At 49.8% G+C, this 19092-nt stretch carries 19 protein-coding genes; 4 read left to right on the top strand and 15 right to left on the bottom strand.

Going from position 1 to position 19092, the window contains the following annotated elements:
- Nucleotides 1-208: 208 nt before the first annotated feature.
- The 5 genes from trxB to ACTHS4_RS08525 form a co-directional block, all read right to left on the bottom strand.
- The gene (trxB, locus tag ACTHS4_RS08545; RefSeq protein WP_070826800.1) at nt 209-1159 is read right to left on the bottom strand and encodes a thioredoxin-disulfide reductase; all 951 of its coding nucleotides are present in this window, start codon (nt 1157-1159) and stop codon (nt 209-211) included.
- Between the two features lie 108 nt (nt 1160-1267).
- A complete protein-coding gene (locus ACTHS4_RS08540; RefSeq protein ID WP_070826802.1) occupies nt 1268-2563 on the bottom strand; it encodes an NAD(P)/FAD-dependent oxidoreductase in 1296 nt (431 codons plus the stop codon).
- 148 nt (nt 2564-2711) lie between these two features.
- Nucleotides 2712-3599 carry an ABC transporter permease subunit gene (locus ACTHS4_RS08535; RefSeq protein ID WP_070826804.1) on the bottom strand — a complete coding sequence of 296 codons (888 nt, stop codon included), beginning with the start codon at nt 3597-3599 and terminating at the stop codon, nt 2712-2714.
- Complete coding sequence (locus ACTHS4_RS08530; protein WP_070826806.1) at nt 3599-4564, bottom strand: ABC transporter permease subunit; 966 nt, start codon at nt 4562-4564, stop codon at nt 3599-3601. The genes ACTHS4_RS08535 and ACTHS4_RS08530 overlap by 1 nt, the downstream gene beginning before the upstream one ends.
- 15 nt (nt 4565-4579) lie before the next feature.
- On the bottom strand, nt 4580-5704 hold the full coding sequence (locus ACTHS4_RS08525; RefSeq protein WP_049335895.1) for an ABC transporter ATP-binding protein: 1125 nt from the start codon (nt 5702-5704) through the stop codon (nt 4580-4582).
- A 476-nt stretch (nt 5705-6180) separates the two neighbouring features.
- Between ACTHS4_RS08525 and radC the strand changes: the two genes are divergently transcribed.
- A complete protein-coding gene (gene radC, locus ACTHS4_RS08520) occupies nt 6181-6855 on the top strand; it encodes a RadC family protein (RefSeq protein ID WP_070826808.1) in 675 nt (224 codons plus the stop codon).
- A gap of 50 nt (nt 6856-6905) precedes the next feature.
- On the opposite strand, the gene ACTHS4_RS08515 is transcribed toward radC, so the two are convergent.
- The 4 genes from ACTHS4_RS08515 to ACTHS4_RS08500 form a co-directional block, all read right to left on the bottom strand.
- Nucleotides 6906-7178, bottom strand: a complete 273-nt coding sequence (locus tag ACTHS4_RS08515) for an NF038104 family lipoprotein (RefSeq protein ID WP_070826810.1) — start codon at nt 7176-7178, stop codon at nt 6906-6908.
- Entirely contained in the window at nt 7166-7498 is a 333-nt protein-coding gene (locus ACTHS4_RS08510) for a hypothetical protein (protein WP_004520787.1), read from the bottom strand. Before ACTHS4_RS08510 ends, ACTHS4_RS08515 begins: the two co-directional genes overlap by 13 nt.
- Before the next feature lie 147 nt (nt 7499-7645).
- Nucleotides 7646-8341, bottom strand: a complete 696-nt coding sequence (gene aqpZ / locus ACTHS4_RS08505) for an aquaporin Z (protein WP_070826812.1) — start codon at nt 8339-8341, stop codon at nt 7646-7648.
- Between the two features lie 152 nt (nt 8342-8493).
- Nucleotides 8494-11547, bottom strand: coding sequence for a DNA translocase FtsK (locus ACTHS4_RS08500; RefSeq protein ID WP_440365720.1), 3054 nt, complete (start codon nt 11545-11547; stop codon nt 8494-8496).
- A 164-nt stretch (nt 11548-11711) separates the two neighbouring features.
- Here ACTHS4_RS08500 and ACTHS4_RS08495 point away from each other — a divergent pair, with 164 nt between their 5' ends.
- A complete protein-coding gene (locus tag ACTHS4_RS08495; protein WP_440365723.1) occupies nt 11712-12389 on the top strand; it encodes an energy-coupling factor ABC transporter permease in 678 nt (225 codons plus the stop codon).
- Nucleotides 12390-12470: 81 nt separating this feature from the next.
- The gene (locus ACTHS4_RS08490; RefSeq protein ID WP_003679592.1) at nt 12471-12830 is read left to right on the top strand and encodes a CrcB family protein; all 360 of its coding nucleotides are present in this window, start codon (nt 12471-12473) and stop codon (nt 12828-12830) included.
- Nucleotides 12831-12906: 76 nt separating this feature from the next.
- On the opposite strand, the gene ACTHS4_RS08485 is transcribed toward ACTHS4_RS08490, so the two are convergent.
- The 6 genes from ACTHS4_RS08485 to ppx form a co-directional block, all read right to left on the bottom strand.
- A complete protein-coding gene (locus ACTHS4_RS08485) occupies nt 12907-13596 on the bottom strand; it encodes a suppressor of fused domain protein (RefSeq protein ID WP_440365719.1) in 690 nt (229 codons plus the stop codon).
- A 111-nt stretch (nt 13597-13707) separates the two neighbouring features.
- Complete coding sequence (locus tag ACTHS4_RS08480; RefSeq protein ID WP_371460111.1) at nt 13708-14334, bottom strand: NAD(P)H-hydrate epimerase; 627 nt, start codon at nt 14332-14334, stop codon at nt 13708-13710.
- Between the two features lie 22 nt (nt 14335-14356).
- Nucleotides 14357-15271, bottom strand: coding sequence for a tRNA pseudouridine(55) synthase TruB (truB, locus tag ACTHS4_RS08475; protein WP_371460110.1), 915 nt, complete (start codon nt 15269-15271; stop codon nt 14357-14359).
- A gap of 65 nt (nt 15272-15336) precedes the next feature.
- On the bottom strand, nt 15337-16203 hold the full coding sequence (locus tag ACTHS4_RS08470; RefSeq protein WP_141761490.1) for a hypothetical protein: 867 nt from the start codon (nt 16201-16203) through the stop codon (nt 15337-15339).
- 7 nt (nt 16204-16210) lie between these two features.
- Nucleotides 16211-16582: a 30S ribosome-binding factor RbfA gene (gene rbfA, locus ACTHS4_RS08465; protein WP_003685554.1), complete on the bottom strand. Its 372-nt coding sequence runs from the start codon at nt 16580-16582 to the stop codon at nt 16211-16213.
- Nucleotides 16583-16669: 87 nt separating this feature from the next.
- A complete protein-coding gene (gene ppx / locus ACTHS4_RS08460; RefSeq protein ID WP_004520779.1) occupies nt 16670-18178 on the bottom strand; it encodes an exopolyphosphatase in 1509 nt (502 codons plus the stop codon).
- A 173-nt stretch (nt 18179-18351) separates the two neighbouring features.
- Here ppx and ACTHS4_RS08455 point away from each other — a divergent pair, with 173 nt between their 5' ends.
- Nucleotides 18352-18975, top strand: coding sequence for a lytic transglycosylase domain-containing protein (locus ACTHS4_RS08455; RefSeq protein WP_070826823.1), 624 nt, complete (start codon nt 18352-18354; stop codon nt 18973-18975).
- Nucleotides 18976-19092 lie beyond the last annotated feature (117 nt).

The raw sequence follows: 19092 nt of genomic DNA, 5'->3' as shown, positions 1-19092 counted from the left end.
CGGCCCGGATGCCTGATTATCGGGTATCCGGGGAGGATTAAGGGGATATTTGGGTAAAATCAGGAGTAATTAGGAGCAGAAATAGACGAAAACCTGTGTTTGGATTTCGGCTGTCGGAGGAAAAGGAATTTTGCAAAGGTCTCAGGCCGTCTGAAATTTCAGACGGCCTTTTGATTATGTTTTAAAGAATAGGGCGTAGCTTAGAGGCTCATACGCCGTGGCGGTCGAGCCAACGTTCGGCATCAAGCGCGGCTTGGCAGCCGGAAGCGGCGCTGGTGATGGCTTGACGGTAGGTATGGTCTTTGACGTCGCCTGCCGCCCATACGCCTTCGATATTGGTTGCGCCGACATTGTCACCGGTGCCGCCTTTGGTTTTCAGATAGCCGGTTTCATCCATATCGAGTTGACCTTTGAAAATATCGGTGTTGGGTTTGTGGCCGATAGCGATGAAAACACCTTTTACAGCGATTTCTTCAGTGCTGCCGTCATTGTGTTTCAGGCGTGCACCGGTAACGCCGCTTTCGTCACCCAAGATTTCATCAACCGAGCTGTTGAGCTTGAGGATGATTTTGCCTTCTTCGACGCGTTGCATCAGCTTGTCCACCATGATTTTTTCAGCGCGGAAGCTGTTGCGGCGGTGAATCAGGGTAACGGTGTTGGCGATATTGGCAAGGTAGAGTGCTTCTCCCACAGCGGTATTGCCACCGCCGACTACGGCAACATCTTGTTTTTTGTAGAAGAAACCATCGCAAGTTGCACAGGCGGAAACGCCTTTGCCGGCAAAGGTTTCTTCGCTTGGCAAACCTAAATATTTGGCGGATGCGCCGGTGGCAACGATGAGCGCATCGCAGGTGTATTCGCCCATATCGCCTTTGAGGGTAAACGGACGGTTTTGCAAATCAACGGTGTGGATTTGGTCGAAAATCATTTCAGTGCCGAAGCGTTCGGCATGAGCTTGGAAACGGGCCATTAGTTCCGGACCTTGTACGCCTTCTGCATCGGCAGGCCAGTTGTCCACTTCGGTGGTGGTCATCAGTTGTCCACCTTGCTCAACGCCGGTAATGATTACAGGGTTTAGGTTGGCACGGGCGGCATAGACGGCGGCAGTATAGCCGGCAGGGCCGGAGCCGAGGATGATGAGTTTATGATGGTTGCTCATGATGGTTTCCTTGCTGATAAATGATTGAATTTTGTCGTATCTAAGCTTTCAGACGGCCTGAATTTTACTTGAATCTGCCGCCGTCTGAAATATGTTTGTTGCTTGGGTTTAGTGGCTGTCTTTCCATTGATAGTATTTTGAACCGAGGAAAGAGCCGAGTTTGCGTAGGAAAGGCTGGGTAATGATGTTGCTGTGGCACAGTTGTTCAAAAGGTTTCAGACGACCGTCATCACCCATGATGGCTTCGGCAATCGCCAAGCCGGCAATGCCGGTAATCGCCATGCCGTGTCCGGAATAGCCTTGGGCGTAGAAAACGGTAGGGGCGAGGCGGCCGAAATGTGGGGCGAGGTTGCGCGTAATGTCGCATTCGCCGCCCCAAGAATGCTCGATTCTGACGTTGGCAAGTTGCGGGAAAACTTTCAGCATGTCTTGGCGGACGAGTTCGGTCATGCGGTCAGGGTCGTCGATAAACTCGTTGTCTTTGCCGCCAAAAAGCAGGCGGCTGTCAGCGCTGAGGCGGTAGTAGTCAAGGACGTGGCGGTTGTCGCAGATGGCCATATTGTTGCGGATCAGGTCTTTGGCACGCTCGCCCAGAGGCTCGGTGGCAATGATAAAGGTGCTGACTGCAATGGCTTTTTGTTCCAATACTTTGAATTTCGGGTGTAAACCGGCATAAGTATTGACGGCATAAACGAGGTTTTTGCACTCAACGCTGCCATTGGGCGTATGAACCAGCCAGCCGTTATCGCATGGCTCGATACGCGTCATCGGGGATTGCTCAAAAAGTTGTACGCCTGCATCGGCTGCCGCTTTGGCAATGCCTAGGGTGTAATTGAGCGGGTGTAAGTGGCCGGATAAAGGATCAAATTGCGCGCCTTGATACATATCGCTGGCAAGTTGTTGTTTCAGCGTGGCTTTATCCCAAAGCTGGTAATGGCTTGCACCATAATGTTTTTGAGCGTGTTCGTGCCATTGCTGCAATTCTTCCCAATGCTGAGGACGGACGGCGACGGTAGCGTAGCCGCGTTGCCAATCGCATTGGATGTTGTGTTTTTGAATGCGCGAGTCAACCAGTTCAACGGCTTGCAGGGATTGCTGCCAGAACCATTGTGCCTGTTCCAAGCCGACTTGTTTTTCGATTTCTTCCATGCCGCAGGCAAAGTCGCTGATGACTTGTCCGCCGCTGCGACCTGATGCGCCGAAACCGATACGAGCGGCTTCAAGTACGATGACTTCATGGCCGTTTTCGGCAAGCGGTAGAGCGGTGCATAAGCCGGATAGGCCACCGCCGATAACGCAGGTTTCAGTTTTCAGACGGCCTTCAAGCGTCGGATAAGATGGATGGGGATTGGCCGTGCTGACATAGTAGGAAGGAAGGTATTCTTTGAAGCTGGGATTAATCATGATTTGAGCTTTAGGTTGGTTTTCACTTCATTGAAATTGGTTTTCAGACGGCCTTAAATGTGGGCTTAGATTCAGGCCGTCTGAAAGGATAAGATGCAGTTAATAAAACAGGCTGTTCCGATGCTTTATCGGACAGCCTGTCTGCATATTAGGCGGCTTTCTCGGCTGCCAATTTTTCTTGGCGGTAGGCTTCGGCAGCCTCGCGTTCCCGTTTGGTTGCCTGACGCATCATCCAGTAGTTAACGACAATCACCAGCGTACTGATGATACCGATCAGGATGGTTGCCAAAACGTTCATCTGAGGGTCAAGGCCGAGTTTGATTTTGGAGAAAATCACTTGCGGCAATGTCGATGAACCCGGGCCTGACAGGAAGGAGGTAATCACCAAGTCGTCCAAAGACAGGGTAATGCCCAAGAGGAAGCCGGAAGCAATCGCAGGGGCAATCAGCGGCAGGGTAATCACGAAGAAAATCTTCAGTGGACGGGCACCCAAGTCCATAGCAGCCTCTTCCAAGGATTGATCCAATTCCACCAAGCGCGAGCGGATAACGACGGTAATGTACGCCATACAAAGCGTGGTGTGGCCGAGGAAGATAGTAAAGAAGCCGCGATCGAAGTAGAGCGATTGCAGCAATTCACTGCCTTGCAGGAACATTTGCACCTGAATAATCAATAGCAGCATGGACAAACCGGTAATCACGTCAGGCATCACCATAGGCGCGGAAATCATACCGGCAAACAGGGTGCTGCCGCGGAAGCGCTTGATACGCGCCATGGCGTAACCAGCCAATGTGCCGAGTGCTACGGCGGCAAGCGAGGAAACGATGGCGATACGCAATGACAGCCAGGCCGCTTCCAAGATGGTGTCGTTTTCCATCAATGCGCCGTACCATTTGGTTGAGAAACCGCCCCAAACGGTAACCAGTTTGGATTCATTGAAAGAATAGATGACTAAAACCACCAGCGGAATATAGAGGAATGCCAGCGAGAGCAGGAGCATCAGTTTCAAGAACCAGGATAATTTGGTTTTCTGCATTATTTGCCTCCTTCTTCCAATTCACGGTTTTCATAGTGCTGGAACAGGGCAATCGGTACAACCAGCAGGGCAACCATAACGACGGCGACGGCAGAAGCCAGCGGCCAGTTGTTTTGGTCGAAGAATGCCTGCCACAATACCTTACCGATCATCAGGTTTTCAGAACCGCCCACCAATTCAGGAATCACAAATTCACCGACGGCCGGCACGAAGACCAGCATAGAGCCTGCGATGATGCCTGTTTTGGATAAAGGCAGGGTAATGGTAAAGAACGATTTGATCGGACTTGCGCCCAAGTCGGAAGCGGCTTCGAGCAGACGGTTGTCCAGTTTTACCAACTGTGTGTACAGCGGCAAAATCATAAACGGCAGATAGGCGTAAACCATCACCAAATTCAGCGAGAAAGCATTGTAGAACAGGTCTAAAGGCTCGCTGATGATTCCATATTTGATTAAGAAATTATTGATGATGCCGTTGTGACCCAATAAGCCCATCCATGCGTAAACACGCAACAGGAAAGAGGTCCAGAAAGGTAGCATGATTGCCAACAGCAGGCCGTTGCGCGCAGCCGGATTGGCGCGTGAAATGGCATAAGCGGTCGGATAACCAATCAACAGGCAGATGATGGTCGTCGTCAGCGCGGTCTTAATCGAAGACCAGTAGGTCATCAAATAGATATTGCTGTTTTCACTGTCGCCAAACGGATTGAGCGTATTCCAAAAGTTTTGGAAGATGTCGGCGTAGTTCTGATAGCTGATGGCAATGTTCAGACGGCCTAAGTCTTCATCAATCGTCGTCAACGGCGTAAATGGCGGAATGGCGATTTCTTGTTCGGCAAAGCTGATTTTCAATACGATGGCGAACGGAATCAGAAACAGCACCAAGAGCCAGATATACGGCACGGCAATCACTGCACGCTGTCCAGGACGGCGAAACAGTTTCTTTTTCAGTTTTTTAAGGTCCATTGCATTTCCCTCAAATTAACTGTACAGAGGCGTAGGTTGGTTTTCAGGCCAGCTGATATAGACAGTCTCGTCCCAAGTCGGCGGAGTAATGTTGCGCACATACCAATAAGGTGCGGGAACTTGGCTCTTAACGACACGGCCGTTGGCGAGTTTGATGTGGTAAATCGCAAAGCTGCCCAGGTAGGCAATTTCTTTAACTGTGCCTTGAGCCCAGTTGTGCGCGCCCAAGTGTTCCGGTTTTTCTTTATGCAAATCAATGTCTTCAGGGCGGATGCTGATCCAGATTTCATGCTCGTTCGGAACGCCCAGACCGTGGTCGATGCGGACGTGGTTTTCCAAGCCGTCACATTTGACGATAGAGAAATCGGCGCGGTCGTCAATAACGACGCCGTCAAAAATATTGGTTTCGCCGATAAATTCAGCGGTAAAGCGACTGTTAGGGTAATCGTACACGTCGCTAGGCGTACCGACTTGGCGCAGTTGGCCGTCGGACATAATGGCGATACGGGTAGCCATCGTCATCGCTTCTTCTTGGTCGTGGGTAACCATGATGCAGGTTACGCCGACTTGTTCCAGCGTGTTGACCAATTCCAGTTGGGTTTGTTGGCGCAGTTTTTTATCGAGTGCGCCCAAAGGTTCGTCAAGCAGCAGGATTTTAGGACGTTTCGCCAGGCTGCGTGCCAAAGCGATACGTTGTTGTTGGCCGCCGGAAAGTTGGTGCGGCTTGCGTTTGGCGTATTTGGTCATTTGCACCAGGCGCAACATTTCTTCGACGCGGGCGTCGATTTCGCCTTTAGGCATTTTGTCTTGTTTCAGACCGAAAGCGATGTTTTGCTCAACGCTCATGTGCGGGAACAGGGCATAGCTTTGGAACATCATGTTGATTGGGCGCTCATACGGGGCAAGCTTGGTAATGTCTTGGCCGTCGAGAATGATTTTGCCCTGATTGGGGCTTTCCATGCCTGCCAACATGCGCAGCAGCGTGGATTTGCCACTGCCTGAGCTGCCCAAAAGGGCAAAGATTTCATGTTGGTAAATGTCCAAGTCGATGTTATCGACAGCGTAATTGTCACCAAACTTTTTCACCAAGCCTTGGATTTGCAGATAAGGTTTGGCTGAAGACGCAGTGGTTGCGGTCATAATGGCAATACTCCAAAAAGAAAGACGAGTACCGGCAAAACGGATTTTCGAATGGGTGATAAAAAGCTGTTTGATTGCTGGCGGGAGTCGGACGGAGGCCGTCTGAAACTCTTGTAAAGCGCACGGGCAGCGTGGATAGAAAGCAGTTTAAGCCTAAGCTTTTGCTCTCGGCAAACTCGATATTATATTAGCCTAAGCCTCATAGGGGCAATATGAAATTGCTTGTATCGGCTGATTTGAAACAAATAGGAAAGGAAAGGCAGGCAGGGGAACAGGATAGCGAAAATGGGTAACGTTGTTTTTCTGCACAAAGTGGCTTAATTGTTATTCATTTGTCTTAAATAATTATTCAAAATAGAATAAAATACGCAAATTGCATTTATTTGCTAAAATCATAATGGATTACGTTTTATATCGGGTGAGGCGGTTTTGCTCAGAATTGAAACTAAATCCGCTATATGAATAAAAGGGAAAATATGAGTATCAAAGAATGGCCCGAAGGGGAGCGACCGCGTGAGAAGCTGTTGGAGCGTGGCGCGGAGGCATTGAGTGATGCAGAGTTGCTGGCGATTTTGTTGCGTGTCGGAACGCGCGGCATGAGCGCGGTCGATTTAGCGCGTTATTTGTTGAGTGAGTTTGGCAGCTTGGGGAAGCTGATGAGTGCGGATGCCAAAACACTCGCTGCTTATAAGGGCATGGGCTTGGCGAGCTATACTCAATTTGCAGTGGTCAAAGAAATCGGGCGGCGGATTTTGGGTGAAGATTTGCAGGAGCAGATTGTTCTGTCAAACCCGCAATCGGTTGCGGATTATCTGCGCCTGCATCTTGGGCATGAAAAAATCGAGATCAGCGTTGCGTTGCTGCTCAACCGTCAAAATCAATTGATTGCGGTACGGGAATTATCGCGCGGTACAGTGGCGGAAAACACGGTTTATATCCGTGAAATCGTCAAATTGGCATTGGATGAATATGCCGACAGTTTGATTTTGGCACACAATCATCCGGGCGGTTCGGCAAGGCCGTCTGAATCTGATGTGCAGTTTACAGAGCGTTTGAAACAGGCTTTAAGTTTGGTCGATATTACGCTCTTAGACCATTTTATCGTGACGGCAAAAGAAATCTGCTCTTTGCGCGAACAGGGCTATATGTAAGGATGAATGTTCAGACGGCCTCAGTAGGATTCCTAGGCCGTCTTGAAGGATTATTGCGTTACTTCATCGGATGATTCTTCTTTGTGGATGATTTCTTCCGATTTTGGCTTTTCTTTGCTCTTTTCTTTTTCTTTGTCCTTGTCTTTTTTGCCGTCAGGAATAGCGGCATCAATCACTGCCCCCGTTCCTTTGACAACCAATTTTCCAGCAGTCAGGACGGTTGTGGCAGCCAAATCGACAGCCGCACCTACAACGCAGCCGTTAAGCGTCAAGCAAAGGGCAAGTGCCGGAAGCAGGCGTTTTGTACATCTCAATGGCTGCATCCGCAGTGTCCTTCGTGATGATGGCCGCATCCGAGTGCTTCTTGCCAAGCATCATCATCGCCGTCAAATTCTTCAACTTCGTCAAATTCGCCGTTTTCTACCATGCTTACCAGCTCTTCCAAGCTTTCTGCGCCTTCTACCCAAAAGCAGGGAATATCGGGTGGTGTGTCGGGGGCAAGCAGGGCGGCCTGTTGGTCGTGCCAAGCAATCCAGTAGCCGTTTTGCGTTTGTACGAATACGGCATCGGGATGGATGGTTTCGTTTTCGGTATTGACCAGCATTCTGGCAGCGATATCGGTTTGAAAAGGTAAGGTTTGCATGATGGTTTGAGAATGTAAGAAAAGAAAGTATTGTAACATGGCAAAAACAAACGCACCGTCTGAGTCAGGCGGTGCGTTTGTGTCTCGGCAACTTGGGGGCGGTCAGTTTAGAGTGTCAGCCGCACCGGGAATGTCATTCCGTCAAGATTATTTGTTGTCGTTAGCCAAAACGAAGCGGTAAATAGCTGCGCCAACTGCTGCGCCGGCAATAGGAGCCAACCAGAACAACCACAGTTGTTCAACAGCCCAGCCGCCTTGGAACAAGGCAACGCCGGTAGAACGTGCAGGGTTAACGGAAGTATTGGTTACAGGAATACTAATCAAGTGAATCAGGGTCAGACCCAGGCCAATGGCGATAGGGGCAAAGCCAGCCGGAGCCAGTTTGTCGGTAGAACCCATGATGATGATCAGGAAGAATGCGGTCAGTACGAATTCGATCAGCAAAGCGGCCATCATGTCGTAACCGTTAGGAGAGTGCTCACCGAAACCGTTGCTGGCAAAGCCGGAAGCAACAGCATCAAAACCGGTTTTACCGGAAGCAATCAGATACAGAACGCCCGCAGCGGCAATCGCACCGATAACTTGGGATACGATATAAGGCAACAGGTCTTTACCGTTGAAACGGCCGCCGATGAAAAGGCCGACGGAAACGGCAGGGTTGAAGTGGCCGCCGGAAATGTGGCCGACAGCGTAAGCCATGGTCAGTACGGTCAAACCGAATGCTAAAGCGACACCGGCAAAGCCAATGCCAAGCTCAGGGTAGGCTGCTGCCAAAACTGCGCTGCCGCAGCCACCGAATACCAGCCAGAAAGTGCCGAAAAATTCTGCAAAATATTTTTTCATTTGTTTTTCCTCGTAAAGGGTGGGGTGTTGCCGAAGGCATGAATCATAATAAGATTGCTTCTAATCGAAAAACGGATTTACCTGTTTTTTCCGGTCTTGACAAAAGGCCGTCTGAAAACTTTTCAGACGGCCTTGATTTAAGCGAAGATAAATTAATCCAGATGGTCGCTGCTTTGCGCCAAGATAGTGCGGTTGCCGTTGTTTTCCGCCGGGGAAACAATACCGTCGGCTTCCATTTGGTCAATCAGGCGGGCGGCGCGGTTGTAGCCGATGCGCAGTTGGCGTTGGATATTGGAAATGCTGGCTTTACGTGATTTCAAGACAACGGAAACGGCTTCGTCATACATGGGGTCGAGGTCGCTGTCGGTGCTGCGGCTGGTACCGGTAAAGTCCTCGGTCGAACCGCTGCTTAGAATATCGTCGATATAGTCAGGTGCGCCGAATTGTTTCAGGTATTCCACTACGCGGTGTACTTCGTTGTCGGATGCGAATGCGCCGTGTACACGTTGCGGATAGCCGGTACCGGGTGGCAGGAACAGCATATCGCCCTGACCGAGTAGGTTTTCCGCACCCATTTGGTCAAGAATCGTGCGGCTGTCGATTTTGCTGGACACTTGGAAGGCAATGCGTGTCGGAATATTGGCTTTAATCAGGCCGGTAATGACATCCACGCTTGGGCGTTGAGTGGCAAGAATCAAATGGATACCGGCTGCGCGGGCTTTTTGGGCAAGGCGGGCAATCAGTTCTTCAATTTTCTTGCCTGCGGTCATCATCAGGTCGGCAAACTCATCTACCACGACCACGATAAACGGCAATTTCTCCAATGGTTCAGGATTTTCAGGCGTGAGGCTGAACGGGCTGCCGATTTTTTCGCCACGCGCGGCGGTTTCGGCAATTTTTTGGTTGAAACCGGCAAGGTTGCGCACGCCCATAAAGCTCATCAGGCGGTAGCGTTTTTCCATTTCGTTGACGCACCAGTTCAGAGCGTTTGCAGCCAGTTTCATATCGGTTACGACAGGGGCGAGCAGGTGCGGAATGCCTTCGTAAATGCTCAGCTCCAGCATTTTCGGGTCAATCATAATCATGCGCACGTCTTCCGGCGTTGCTTTGAAGAGCATGGACAGAATCATGGCATTCACACCTACGGATTTACCCGAACCGGTCGTACCGGCAACCAGCAGATGCGGCGCTTTGGCCAAGTCGGTGACGACAGGCTGGCCGGTGATGTCTTGGCCGAGTGCGAGGGTGAGTTTGGATTTGGATTCGGTAAACGCAGGCGAATTGAAGATTTCGCTCAGGCGGATCATTTGGCGTTTCGGATTAGGCAATTCCAAGCCCATGCAGGTTTTGCCTGGGATGGTTTCCACCACGCGGATGGAAGCTACACCAAGCGAGCGCGCCAAGTCTTTTTCAAGGTTCAAAACGGCACTGCCGCGTACGCCGACATCAGGCTCAATCTCATAACGCGTAATGACCGGGCCGGAATAGGAGTCCATCACTTTGACTTTAACTTTGAACTCGGCCAGTTTTTCTTCGATGGTAATGCTGTTTTCCAGCAGCTGTTCTTCAGTTTGAGATGCGCTTGGGTCAAACTGCGGTGGCAGAAGCAGGGCAGTGGTTGGCAGGTGTGCCTCGGTCAGTGTTGCCGAAGTTGGAATAGCTATGCTTGGCGTACTCTCTTGAACGCTTGGTTCTACGGTTTGAACAGGTGTTTCAACGACTGTCTGTGTATATTCAGACAGCCTTGCGATTGTTTCAACAGATTCAACGGGTTCAATGGTTTCAACCGCTTGAATAGCTTCTGCTTCCGCTTGTACAGGAGCTTCCGGCTCACCATCGAATTCTGTTTCTTCGACGGCAGATTCACTGATTAAATAATCGCGGATACTGCGTTCGGGTTGGTTGCTGACGTGCGCATTGACTTGCGAATCAAAAATCGGTACTTGGATTTTATGTTCAAAAGCAGGCGGCTCGGGGATATCAATCGGCTCAATCGAGGTTTGGAAAACGGGCGGCTCGGGGATATCGGTTTTAGCCATAGGGACAACCGGTACGGCAGGCGGCTCGACTACGGTTGCGTTTGGTGCGGCAGGTCGGGAGATATAAGGGGATTTTTTAACAGGCGCAGCCGGTTTTGGACGGGACGGCGTTGCCGGTGCGGCAGGTTGCGGTGCAGCAGCTTCCGTAGCAGCTTGTTTACGCGCCCATCTTTCGGCGGCCGCTTCGGTATGGCGAACTTGACGGCGCAAGCTGGCAGGGCGGCTGATTTGTCCCAAGTTGGCCAAAATTTCGTCATTTTCGATGGTGCGCGGAGAGTAGTCGCGCAATGGGGCGACGGCCTCGGCCAGTTTGTGGCGTGCGGCGGTACGGCGGGCAAGGTTGTCGTGAATATCTTCGGCTTGGATTTCAGAAGGGAATGCCTGCATGGAAGTATAGGGGAGGATGGCTTCTTTTTCGGCAGTTCTTAAGGCCGTCTGAACGGTTTCGATATGCGGCGCATTGGCTTCTGCCACGCGGACATTGTTGGCACGCGCTAAGGCACGTTCGCGTGTGCGGCGCAAGATAGGGTCATTGTAGTCGATGATTTCCATGCCTGTCATCGGCAGGGATGAAGCGCGCAACAATGGGGTTTCGACTTCGTCTTTGTAAATCGGCGCATTTTTTTCGGCCAAATGCTCGTTCCATTCTTCAACCGCTGCTTCATGCAGGGAACGGGTGGCTTCTTCTAATGTGATTTCTTCAAAATTGCTGTTTTGCACCAAAGACGGGCTGTATTCGGGCGTTTCCATTTGTGCAAACGGCGTGATTTTAGGAATACGTTCCGGTTTGGCAGCTTTGCGGGTTTTAGGCGCAACTTTGATTTCTTCTTCGGTCGTTGAGATGTGTTCCGGCTTTTCGGCAAACGGCTCTGCTGCGTGCTCTTCGTTTGTTTCGGCGCGTTGCATTTTATTGTGTTCGAGAGCGGAAAGCAGGCGGATGCGGGCGATTTTATGGTTGTCGGCAGTGCGCTTGTTCATGCTGAACAAACGTTTCAGGCTGTCCAGTTGGCCGGAAAAACCGACCGATCTGTCTTCTTCGTTTATTCCTTGTTCGTCGCCACTGAGTCGGGCCAATTCTTGGCGCCACTTTTGCTCTTGTTTCTGGCGCCACCAGAACAAGCCGGCTATGACAGCTAGCAGAATTAAAGCCAATATTGTCCAAAGCATGCGTCCATCCCCTTAATTAAACGGCAAAGTCCGTTATTCTAACGCTTTTTTCGGGCAAACAAAACCAGACGAAACAAGCTTTAACGGCAAAGGCAGACAGGATTGTCAAAGCTATGGCTTGAGACGCGTATAATAGGCCGTCTGAACATTTTGCGGATGAGATGATGATTTTTCAAAACGGATGGTTTCCCGTTGGTATTGTGATGATGGCCTGGCCTGTGTTGCTGGTGATTTTTGCTTTGTGTGCAAAGCAGGCATGGGTGTCGGTATCGCAGCATCGTTCCGCTTTTTGGGTGGCTGCCGTGATGTTGCCGCTGGCTTGGAGTTTGAATGCCTCCCCTGAAAGCGGACAACTGGCCGGCATGAGCTATCATCTGCTCGCCTTGAACCTGACGGCTTTAATGCTGGGCACTTCTGCTGCATTCTGCCTTGGCGTATTGTTTTTTCTTCCATATTTGTGGCTTTGGGGCGATTGGCATATGTTCCCCATCAATGCCTTGTCCGTATTGCTTCCGCCTTTGTTAGTGAACTTGGGTTTCCGCCATTGGGTGTCGCGTTTGCCTGCCAATATCTTTATCTTTATTTTTCTGAATGGTTTTTGGGCTGCGGCGGTCGGTATGGTGTTTACCGGCGTAATTTTGGTCGGTTTGTTAGACTGGGCGGATGTATTTGATACGTCGGTATTGTGGAAAACCGCTTTTCCTGTTTTCTTCTTAATCGCTTGGGCGGAGGCATTTTTGAGCGGTATTTCAACAGCTATTTTTATTGCGCTCAAGCCGCAATGGATTTGTACTTTCGATGACGACAGGTATTTGAAATCCGCGCCTAAGATTTGGCAATAAGATATGAAGGCATCCTTGCTGGGTTTTCAGACGGCCTCATGACCGGATGGCCTGTTTTTTGAATTGAATGTTTAACTTGTTATGTTTGCGTATATTTTTCCCATTGTTTGCGGTGCCGCTGTCGGGGCTGTATTGCGTTGGTTGTTTGGCTTAGTGCTGGTGTCTTCTGCGCCTTTTTCTATCGGTACATTGGCGGCAAACTGGCTGGGAGCGCTGCTAATCGGCGTATTGGCAGAACTCTTAACCGATCCGCAATGGCGTTTGCTTTGGATTACCGGCTTTCTCGGCAGCTTGACCACATTTTCAGGTTTTTCAGTGGAGATGGTGGGTTTGATGCAGGCGCAACGTTGGGGCATGGCTTTGATGGCGACCTGTCTGCATGTTTTCGGTTCGTTTGGTTTGACGGCGCTGGGGATTAAATTGGCTCAGATTTGGAAGTAAGTTGCTATTTTTTATTTGAAATATAAACTAAAGGCCGTCTGAAAATTTGTTTTCAGGCGGCCTTTGGCTTTATCAATTAGGGTTGTACATAGCTTTTTGTACGCGCTAAATTGGTAATCAACAGCGGATTGTCTTTGCGCATCATATCGATCAGCTCTTGGCAACGTTTGGTTGTTGGATCTTGCCAGAGCCAGTCAAGCTCGGGCTGGGTAAGGCCGACCATCTGCAGAAATTGAACTTCACCGTTTGGCGTTTTGATAGCGGGCAGCTTGGGGTCTGGTGCGAAGGCTACGCCGACGATGGCGGTTTCTGTATCCATTCGGATAGGGTCGTTAGTTGAAGTAAAGTGATAGGCTTCAAACCAGTTACCACTTTCAAAAACGTAACGGCCAAGATTATTCATTAGATTAATTGCCCAGTAAGGCTCGTGTTTGGTGTTGTAGCCAGAATCCGGATCCTGATCGTAAGGGGGAGTACGGAAGGTAAATTCAAATCCCCATTTACTGTAATCTGCACCGGCAAGTTCTGGATTAAAGTAAAGTTCGCTCATGCCGTAGGAAACAATGTGGCGATGGAAGGTTTGCTCTTCGCAATCAAAAATGTCGCTATTGTCCAGTGGATCGGTGCCTCCCAACCAATATTTGATTATAGGATCATAGGAGCGTGGTTTGACATCTCCATAAAGTGCTTTAAGCGCAGAATCGATAGCTTCCCAGCCGACAGCCTGATCTTCTTTAAAAGTTTGGCGGTATTCTTGTTCGTTCATTGTCTGTTTCCGTGTTGTTGATGATTGGCTTGTAAATTAATTCGCGTGTTTTTTTAGAATGTGTTGTTTCTAAAAATAAAGCGATTTAAATATGACATATTATTTGCTTTTTTAATCAATGCCAATAGGCAAACAGACGGTTTCTTGACAATAGGTTTGGCCGGACTCGCTTAAATGCGCCGGTTTATAGGCGGCAAAGGTGTAGGTTAGGTCTGCGCGGAATGTGTCAGGATCGGCTTCAGCGGTGTCGCAGTTGAGGCCGGTGGGAATATCGAGGGCGACTTTCAGGCCGTCTGAATGATTGAGTTGGCGGCAGAGGGCGGCGATTTCGGTTGGAAGCGCGCCGCTGAAGCCTGTGCCGAATATGCCTTCGATAATGATGTCGTAACCTTTTTTTAGACGGCCTTCCAGTTCTTGTACGGATATCAATTTAATATGGGGCAAACCGTTGAGGCGTTCTCGATTGGTTTGAGCCAAGGGGGAGAGGTTTTCTCCGAGTGAAAACAGAATATCGATGTACCAACCTTGCGCCTGCATATATCTTGCCATGACTAAGCCGTCGCCGCCGTTGTTTCCTTTGCCGCAAACGATCAGGGCGCGTCCGGCTTGAGGGTGACGCTGCATGAGGTCTCGGGCGGCAGAGCTGCCGGCGTTTTCCATCAGTTGGTCGAAGCTTGTGCCTTTATCGACGGCTGCTTGTTCGCGTTCGCGCATTTGGGCGGCGGTATAGACTTTCATGATTGGCTCTCTTTGCAGGAAGTTATTTGTCGGCGGTATTCATCAGGCGTAAGGCTTTCAGACGGCCTATTTCTTTTTGATATTCCACCAGTCCGATAAATGTGCCGTCTCGGCTGTATACGCGGATGGGCTGTTCGGCGGAAATGTCTTCGGTAAACTGGGGGCGTTGACCGTGTTTGAGCATGGTAACGGCGTAGTCGTTTAGCTCCAGTTTGGGAAAATATTGCACCAAAACATCGCAAGGCAGCAGCAGGGCATCGCGTTCGGCTTCATCCAATTCTGTCAAGGTTTCGAGCGTGTGGCTTTGGGCAATGGTAAAACCGGCGGTTTCAGTACGGCGCAGGGCGGTCAGGTGGGCAAATGTGCCGATGTGTTTGGCGATGTCTTCGCTGAGGGTTCGGATGTAAGTACCCTTGCTGCAGCGTACGTCTATCACGGCTTTGGGTGCATCAAACTCTGTGATATCAATGGAGTAAATGGTGATATCGCGCGCTTTGCGTTCGATAACGATACCTTTGCGCGCGTATTCGTACAGCGGTTTGCCTTCGTGCTTGAGGGCTGAAAACATCGGCGGCACTTGGCGGATATCGCCCGTTAAGGCTTGGCAGGCCGTCTGAAATTCGGATAGTGAAATATCGGTGCGAGCAGTGGCAACGATTTCGCCTTCTGCATCACCCGTACTGCTGGCTTCGCCCAGTTTCAGCGTGGCGGTATAGGCTTTGTCGGCATCAATCAGATATTGGGCGAACTTGGTCGCTTCGCCGAAACAAACAGGCAAAAGCCCTGTGGCCAAAGGATCGAGTACGCCGGTATGCCCGGCTTTTTCGGCACGGAACAAACGCCGCGCTTTTTGCAGGGCGGTATTGCTGGAAAGTCCTTCGGGTTTGTCGAGGAGAAGAACGCCGTTGACCGGGCGTTTGGTGGGTTTGGCTGTCATAGTGTTTTTTTAAGGAACATGCCGTCTGAAAAAAGAGTTTTATATTTTCAGACGGCATTTTATTATCAGTTGAACCATTTAAAGCGATAAGTTGTCCGCTTGATTTTTATAAATGGAAATGAAGAAACTTCAGAAACCTCTACAGATTTTGGTTGCATGGTTTGCTTTGCCAATGTTGCGGTTACCGTTACACTTTTGAAAAGTTGGTCTGCATCTATCAGTTCTTTCGTAGTTACCTTATCTGTTTTCAAGAAGCTTTCGTTGCTGATATCGGCAGTCTGATCCATATTAACTTGAGATTGGTATCGTAATGTTATCTCTTGATCAGTCTGATTTATCAATTCATAAGAACTTGTTTGAATATACGGTATGCCTAAGATAGAAAAATTTTTCTGAGATGGGGCAGGTAGCTTGTCAGGGTTAATATCCGCCCAAAGCCATATCCAGTAACCCCATGGATTGTCCATCTTTTTTTGTTTTATGGCATTTTGTATTTCTAGATTGTTTAATTCCTCCAAGTCATCTTTACTAATACTTTTCTTCTCAAGGCTTATTTTCTTTGATTGAGTGTAAAAATCTTTCCAGTTGATAATATCAACAGCTTGTCCTGATTGATTAATTAGTAAAACAATGGGTGGCAGAGTTTGCGAAGAGAGTACATCTTCTTCGCTAGGTTTGTAATCATTGATAGAAATAATATTACGGTTGCCGTAAGACAGTACAAAGTTGCTTATTCCCCGTTTGGTTAATTGAATGAAATACCTATACTCTATCACGTCGGATGAAACATCATTTGTTTCTGTCACGCCATATGGAATATCAGTTATCTCTGTTACTTCGGCTTTATTTTGCTTCCAATTAAAAGATAAAGGCGTGGAAAAGGCATAGGACGCTGTTGCAAATAAAATAGATACAAGCCATTTTTTCATCATAGATTTCTTAATCTTCAACCGGTTTTTCCGCCGCCACTTGGTCGATCAGGCTGGAAATGCTCATGCCGCGTTCGAGTGATTCGTCGTATTTGAAGTGCAGCTCGGGCGTTTTGAAGAGTTTGATGCGTTTGGCCAATTCGCTGCGCAAATGGCCTTTGGCGTGTTCCAAAGCTTCTTCGGTAATGTCGCGCGTGCTGTCGTCGAGGACGGTATAGAACACGGTGGCGTGGCTGTAATCGCGGGTGACTTCGACTTCGTTGATGGTGATGAAGCCTGCGCGCGGATCTTTCAGGCCGGTGCGGACGAGTTCGGCAAGCTCGCGCATGATTTGTTCTTTGACACGGTCTTGGCGGGCGTAGCCGCGTTGAGGTTTTCTCATGGTTTTCCTTGATGTATGGCAGGCTGTCGTTTTCAGACGGCCTGCGGTTTGGATTTTGAAAAGCAGCCTATTATAACGGAGCACGGTTTATTGTGCTTGAACCGAGAAAGGCATATCGATTTTTTGCCATTGCGCGCTTTCGTAGTCCAGCGCATCGGCGATGAGGGGGTGTTGCTCCAGCCATTGGGCATTGATGCGCAAGATGAAGCTGTGGTTGTTTTCATCGATGCGAAGCTGGGTTTGCGGCGGCAAATCAAGCGGCAGGCGCGAACGGCAGAAGAGGGCGGCCAGGCGCAGGGATAATACGGCACACCACATGATTTCGTTGTTGCCGATAATGTCTGCCATTTTCTTGAGGTCGCCGCGATGGCCGATAACCAGTTGCGCCAAAATGGTTTGCTCTTTGCGTGAGAAGCCCGGCATATCGGCGTTTTCGAGAATGTAGGCGGAGTGTTTGTGATAACCGGTATGGGCAATATCCAAGCCGATTTCATGCAGACGGCCTGCGCGGCTGAGGTATTGGTTCCACAGGGCAAGCTCTTGAACAGTTACGTTTTTGGCGTGGCACAGGCTGTTCATAAAGGCTTGCGCGGTATCGGCAACGCGTTTGGCTTGGTTGAGGCTGACGTGGTAGCGTTTTTGGAACTCGGCCGTTGTCTGTTCGCGCATATCAACATTGAGGCTGCGGCCGATTAAGTCGTAGAACACGCCGTCGCGGAGGGCGGCTTCGGTAACGGTCATTTTGGTCAGCGAGAGTTCTTCAAAAGCGGCCATCATCACGGCCAACCCGCCCGCGAAAACTTCGATGCGTTCGGGTTTGAGGTTTTCAAATTTGGCTTTTTTAACCGAACCGGCTTCGATGATCCTATCGGCAAGATAACGCATGCCTTGGGCGGTAATGTCGGCTTCTTGCGGCAATTCGGCTGCCAAAACGTCGCGTATGGATTTTGCCGAACCGGACGTGCCGATGGCGAAATCCCAACCGGTACGCTTCATCATTTTGCTGATGCGTTGGATTTCGATACGCGCGGCGGAAACGGCGGCTTGGAAATCTTTGGCAGTCACTTTATTTTGAAAGAAGCGCATGCTGTACGTTACGCAGCCTAAAGGCAGGCTTTCTGTGGTCAGTGGTTGCAAATCCGAGCCGATAACAAATTCGGTCGAACCGCCGCCGATGTCGATAACCAGCATTTTGTCGCCTTTGGGCGGCAGGGTATGCACTACGCCGGTGTAAATCAGACGCGCTTCTTCACGGCCGGCAATGACTTCGATGGGGAAACCCAGCGCCGCTTCGGCACGGGGCAGGAATTGGGCAATGTTTTTGGCGACGCGGAAAGTGTTGGTGGCCACCACGCGCACGTTTTCAGGCTGGAATCCGCGCAGGCGTTCGCCAAATTTCGCCAAACATTCCAAGGCTTGTTCTTGAGAGGCTTCGCTCAGGTTTTTTTGTTCGTCCAAGCCGGCGGCAAAGCGAACCATTTGTTTGAACGAGTCGATGACTTTCAGCTGGCCGTTGTTGTTTTCACAAATTTGCAGGCGGAAACTGTTGGAACCCAAGTCGACGGAGGCTAAAACGTTGGCGGGAGTGGTGGTCATAAAAAATACCGCTTGATTAGAAAAACCTAAATGTTACTTGAGGCTGTATCACTTGACAATAAAAGGAATACAGCTCTTTGATTCTGCTCATAGATGTATTTTATAATGCTGATTTTAAGCAAATATATCGAAGGCCGTCTGAACTTTTTAGACGGCCTAAAAAGAGAAAATACATGAAATCGGAAAACCAAGATTCCTTATTTTTATCGCGCCGCCGTATGTTGCAAGTTGGCGGAGCCATGCTTTTGACGCCTGCGACCGCATGGGCTGGGGCGCAACGTGAAGAAACGCTGGCGGATGATGTGGCTTCCGTGATGCGCAGTTCGATTAATAGTGCCAGCCCTGCGCGGCTGGTGTTTGCAGATTCGAAGGAAGGGGAACGTTGGTTGGCGGCGATGTCTTCCCGATTGGCACGCTTTATTCCCGATGAGGGCGAGCGCCGCCGTTTGTTGGTCAATATTCAATACGAAAGCAGTCGCGCCGGACTCAACACCCAAGTGATTCTGGGTTTGATTGAAGTGGAAAGCGCGTTTCGCCAATATGCCATCAGCGGAGTGGGCGCGCGCGGTTTGATGCAGGTGATGCCGTTTTGGAAAAACTATATCGGCAATCCGTCGCACAATCTTTTCGATATCCGCACCAATCTGCGCTATGGCTGCACCATTCTGCGCCATTACAACAATATCGAAAAAGGCAATATTGTCCGCGCTTTGGCAAGGTTTAACGGCAGCTTGGGCAGTAACAAATATCCGAATGCCGTGTTAGGCGCGTGGCGAAATAGATGGCAGTGGGGTTGATTGGGGATAATGGGATAGGGCAGATCTTGCGTGACGTTGTTTTTTGTTAAAACCGTTTTATACCGATGAAGCAGGTTTGCGATAAACGGCTTGCGATTTGACTCCATGCAATTCCTT

Source organism: Neisseria sp. P0014.S009 (assembly GCF_051958155.1).
GTDB classification, from domain to species: Bacteria; Pseudomonadota; Gammaproteobacteria; order Burkholderiales; family Neisseriaceae; genus Neisseria; species Neisseria flavescens_C.
The sequence above is the reverse complement of the archived record's forward strand: the minus strand, read 5'-3'. Positions and strand labels throughout refer to the sequence as shown.

Bases quoted from the DNA above. Each gene is read 5' to 3' on its own strand.
- ACTHS4_RS08485 (WP_440365719.1), bottom strand. From the start codon at position 13,596: ATGAACGAACAAGAATACCGCCAAACTTTTAAAGAAGATCAGGCTGTC.
- ACTHS4_RS08535 (WP_070826804.1), bottom strand. From the start codon at position 3,599: ATGCAGAAAACCAAATTATCCTGGTTCTTGAAACTGATGCTCCTGCTC.
- ACTHS4_RS08490 (WP_003679592.1), top strand. From the start codon at position 12,471: ATGTTTGCGTATATTTTTCCCATTGTTTGCGGTGCCGCTGTCGGGGCT.
- ACTHS4_RS08480 (WP_371460111.1), bottom strand. From the start codon at position 14,334: ATGAAAGTCTATACCGCCGCCCAAATGCGCGAACGCGAACAAGCAGCC.
- ACTHS4_RS08530 (WP_070826806.1), bottom strand. From the start codon at position 4,564: ATGGACCTTAAAAAACTGAAAAAGAAACTGTTTCGCCGTCCTGGACAG.
- ACTHS4_RS08470 (WP_141761490.1), bottom strand. From the start codon at position 16,203: ATGATGAAAAAATGGCTTGTATCTATTTTATTTGCAACAGCGTCCTAT.
- ppx (WP_004520779.1), bottom strand. From the start codon at position 18,178: ATGACCACCACTCCCGCCAACGTTTTAGCCTCCGTCGACTTGGGTTCC.
- ACTHS4_RS08540 (WP_070826802.1), bottom strand. From the start codon at position 2,563: ATGATTAATCCCAGCTTCAAAGAATACCTTCCTTCCTACTATGTCAGC.
- ACTHS4_RS08515 (WP_070826810.1), bottom strand. From the start codon at position 7,178: ATGCAGCCATTGAGATGTACAAAACGCCTGCTTCCGGCACTTGCCCTT.
- ACTHS4_RS08455 (WP_070826823.1), top strand. From the start codon at position 18,352: ATGAAATCGGAAAACCAAGATTCCTTATTTTTATCGCGCCGCCGTATG.
- aqpZ (WP_070826812.1), bottom strand. From the start codon at position 8,341: ATGAAAAAATATTTTGCAGAATTTTTCGGCACTTTCTGGCTGGTATTC.
- truB (WP_371460110.1), bottom strand. From the start codon at position 15,271: ATGACAGCCAAACCCACCAAACGCCCGGTCAACGGCGTTCTTCTCCTC.
- trxB (WP_070826800.1), bottom strand. From the start codon at position 1,159: ATGAGCAACCATCATAAACTCATCATCCTCGGCTCCGGCCCTGCCGGC.
- radC (WP_070826808.1), top strand. From the start codon at position 6,181: ATGAGTATCAAAGAATGGCCCGAAGGGGAGCGACCGCGTGAGAAGCTG.
- ACTHS4_RS08495 (WP_440365723.1), top strand. From the start codon at position 11,712: ATGATTTTTCAAAACGGATGGTTTCCCGTTGGTATTGTGATGATGGCC.
- ACTHS4_RS08510 (WP_004520787.1), bottom strand. From the start codon at position 7,498: ATGCAAACCTTACCTTTTCAAACCGATATCGCTGCCAGAATGCTGGTC.
- ACTHS4_RS08500 (WP_440365720.1), bottom strand. From the start codon at position 11,547: ATGCTTTGGACAATATTGGCTTTAATTCTGCTAGCTGTCATAGCCGGC.
- rbfA (WP_003685554.1), bottom strand. From the start codon at position 16,582: ATGAGAAAACCTCAACGCGGCTACGCCCGCCAAGACCGTGTCAAAGAA.
- ACTHS4_RS08525 (WP_049335895.1), bottom strand. From the start codon at position 5,704: ATGACCGCAACCACTGCGTCTTCAGCCAAACCTTATCTGCAAATCCAA.